The 3376-nt window shown below is 70.9% G+C and carries 4 protein-coding genes; 2 read left to right on the forward strand and 2 right to left on the reverse strand.

Annotated features, from left to right (window positions below; all coding sequences use genetic code 11):
- Together AB1609_18675 and AB1609_18680 are read left to right on the forward strand one after the other, a co-directional pair.
- Positions 1–1277: polysaccharide biosynthesis C-terminal domain-containing protein (locus AB1609_18675; GenBank protein ID MEW6048471.1), on the forward strand; the 1277-nt coding region annotated here is incomplete at its 5' end.
- Between the two features lie 41 nt (positions 1278–1318).
- Positions 1319–2110 (forward strand): DNA-3-methyladenine glycosylase, encoded by a 792-nt coding sequence (locus AB1609_18680; GenBank protein MEW6048472.1) that lies wholly within the window; start codon positions 1319–1321, stop codon positions 2108–2110.
- Here AB1609_18680 and AB1609_18685 read toward each other — a convergent pair.
- Both AB1609_18685 and AB1609_18690 read right to left on the reverse strand, forming a co-directional pair.
- Positions 2095–3063 (reverse strand): MBL fold metallo-hydrolase, encoded by a 969-nt coding sequence (locus tag AB1609_18685; protein MEW6048473.1) that lies wholly within the window; start codon positions 3061–3063, stop codon positions 2095–2097. The genes AB1609_18680 and AB1609_18685 overlap by 16 nt on opposite strands.
- 203 nt (positions 3064–3266) lie before the next feature.
- On the reverse strand, positions 3267–3376 hold a 110-nt coding region (locus AB1609_18690; GenBank protein MEW6048474.1), incomplete at its 5' end, for a hypothetical protein.

Below are 3376 nucleotides of genomic sequence, written 5' to 3' on the forward strand. Positions count from 1 at the left end.
GGGTCCTGCTGGGAGCCCTGCTCATGGCCGCCAGCAGGCCGGCCGCCCGCCTGCTGTTCCATGACCCCTCCCTGCACCTGCCCATCCTGGCCCTGGCACCGGCTGTGGCGATGGTACCGGTGTCTGGGGTCTACCGGGCTTACCTGCAGGGCCGCCACTTCACCTATCCCACCGCCCGTGCCCGCCTCGTGGAAGCCCTCGCCCAGACGGCGTTCGGGCTCACGGTCCTGGCTCTGGCCGGGCCCCTGCCCCTGGTGGCCGCCACCACCATCCTGGCCTGCGCCGTCACCGCAGGGGAAGCGGCGGGGCTCCTCTCCGTGTACGCCTCCTTCCAGCGGGCGCACTCCCACCCGACCCTGACGCGGCGCCGGAATCCGCCGCGGGGGGCGGACACCGGGGAGCACCGCCGGGACGACGGGGCACCCCGGCTCCGGGAGGACCTGGGGACCATGGCCCGCTTCGCCTGGGCCTCCACCAGCGTAAGGCTGGTGGCCATGGCTTCCGGGGCCATCAGCGCCGCCATGATCCCCGCTCTGCTGCGGGCCGCCGGGCATCCTCCAGACCGGGCCCTGGCCCTGTACGGGCAGTTGGGGGGCATGGCGGGTCAGATCGCCTTCTTCCCGGCCACCCTGGTTTGGGCGTTAACTTTTAACCTTACGCCCGGTCTCTCCGCGTGCCGCACCCGGGGGGACACCCGGGCCGCGCCCCGCCTGGTCGAAGAGTCACTCTACCAGGCCTGGATGCTGGCCCTTCCCGCCGCGGTGTTCACCTTCCTGCTGGCCGAGCCGCTCTGCCGCTCTGCCTTCGGCACCGCAGAACCGGCACTGCTCCTGATCATCCTTTCCACGGTGGCGCCCCTGGTCACCATCGACCAGGTAATGACCGCCTCCCTGCACGGCTGGTACGAGCCGGGCCTCGCCTTCCGGAACTTCGCCCTGGGCGAGGTCATCAACCTGGGTCTCACCTACCTGCTGGTCCCCCGGCTGGGACTGCCGGGGGCGGCGGTGGCCATCGGCATCGGCACCCTCATCGAGGCCCTGTGGGACTGGCTGACCCTGGCCCGCCTGCTGGGGCGCCGGCCCTCTCTCCGCCGCCCGGCCGCACGGGCGGGGCTCCCCGCCGGCCTGTCCGGCGTGATGGCCTACCTGGCCTACCGGGTGGCCGGTCCCGCCCTCGGGAATTCCCCGGGCACCGTGCTGGCCCTGGTTACCGGTACCCTGGTGGTCCTGGCCTTCCTCCGCCCCGGCCACCGCACCCCCGGCACCCCTGAGGCTTGACTGCCCGCGCCTATCCGGATACGGTAGACGAGGTGGTCAGCTTGCAGGCTCCGCAGGTCATCGCGGGGGAAAAGCTCCCCAGGGAGTTCTATGCCCGGCACGGGCTGGAAGTGGCGCCCGAACTGCTCGGGATGATCCTGGTACACGAGACGCCCGAGGGGACCACCGCCGGCCGCATAGTGGAGGTAGAAGCGTACATCGGACCCGACGACCGCGCCTGCCACGCCTTCGGCGGCCGCCGTACCCGCCGCAACGAGGTCATGTGGGGTCCTCCGGGCCACGCCTACGTGTATTTCACCTACGGCATGCACCATTGCCTCAACGTGGTATGCGCCCGGGAGGGGGTGCCCCACGCCGTCCTGGTGCGGGGCATGGAACCGGTCGTGGGCATCGAACTGATGGCCGCCCGCCGCGGCCTTGGGGAGTGGGCCGGCTCAGGGGGGCACGGGTCAACCACCGCCCGCACCGACCGCGATGACGGCGCGGGTCGCGACCGGCCCGCCGGCGAGGACACCGGGCGGCGGCGGGACTTGTGGCACCGGCTGGGGGCAGGACCGGCACGCCTCTGCCAGGCCATGGGCATCACCCTGGCGCAAAACGGCGCCGACCTGGTACGGGGCCCCCTGTACATCATCCGGCCCGCTTCCGCACCCGTGACGGCGGTGGCAGCGAGCCCCCGCATAGGAATCGACTACGCCGGAGAGGCCCGGGACTACCCATGGCGGTTCTATGTACCGGGCAGCCCGGGCGTATCCCGCCCGGCCAGGACCCGCGACGGCAGGGCCGCACCGGGCACCCGCCAGGCCGGGGAAGAGTCTCAAAGCGCGCGGTAGTACAGCTTGCCCCCGGCCTCTTCCCTGATCGCCTCCCCCCGCTCTTCCAGCACGTCCAGGTATCCCATGACCTCCCACAGACCCGACATAAGTTCCACCCAGCTCAAATGGGGGTACAGGTTAAGGACCACCTGGTAGGGGGTCTTCTCGCCCTCCATGAGCAGGCCCCACACCGTTTCCGTGCGCCCGCGCAGGTAGCGCAGGCGGGAGGCGGCAAACGAGGCGGGAGAGGTGACCGGTTCCCCGTGCCCCGGGAGCACCCGCTCGGGCCCCAACTGCCGGATACGCTCCAGGCTTTCCATCTGCCGCAGGAGCCCGGGGTACCATCCCTTCCCGTCCATGGCCGGCTCGAGCACGCTGTGAGCGTAAGCGTCCAGGAGAAGCGCATCCCCGCCCAGGCAGGTCCCGTCCTCCCGGCGCCAGAAGCCGGTGGAACAGGAAGAGTGACCGGGAAGGGAAACCACCTCCCACGGGGTGTCCCCCATGCGCACGGCGGTGCCCGGCTCCAGCCACCCGTCGGGACCCGACTCCACGCGGAAGTCGCCCAGTCCGAAGCGACCCTTTCTCAACTGGCGCACAACTTCGCCGGGAACACCGGCCCGGGGAAGGAAGTCGGCGAGGAACTCCTCCCATTCGTCCACCTTCCCGGGCGCCAGCCAGCCCGCCGCAGCCCGGGGCGCCAGGACCCTCACACCGAAGCGGCTGCGCAATCGTTCCCCCAGGCCGAAATGATCGGGGTGGGCGTGGGTGATCACCACCTGCCAGGCCCCGCCTGCTCCCAACCCATGCTCTTCCAGGAAGCGCACCAGGGCCGCCCAGGCCTCTTCCGTGGGTGGACCCGTATCCACCAGCGTGGGCAACTCCCCCTGGATCAGGTAGCAGTTCACCGGACCCACCGGGTAGGGGGTGGGCAGCCGCAGCGACACGACCCCGGCCGGGATGAGATCCTGCACCCTCCTCGCTCCTTCCCTGATTCATGCTGCCATTCCATAAGATGGCATCCGTATTGTACCACGAAATGGCCGCATCGGTCACGCCGCCACCCAGCCCCGGCAGCCCGAAAGGAAGGTGCCGGGGAACAACCCCGGCACCCGTGCCCTTCAAGGCAAACAGAGCCGCACGGCGCAGGCCGCACGGCGAGGCGGCCGGCCTGAGCTCACACGGCTTCCACCACCAGGGCGATACCCATGCCGCCGCCGATGCACAGGGTGACCAGCCCGCGCCGGGCACCCCGCGCCCCCATTTCATACAGTAGCTTCACCAGCA

Source organism: Bacillota bacterium (genome assembly GCA_040754675.1).
GTDB lineage: Bacteria > Bacillota > Limnochordia > Limnochordales > Geochordaceae > Geochorda.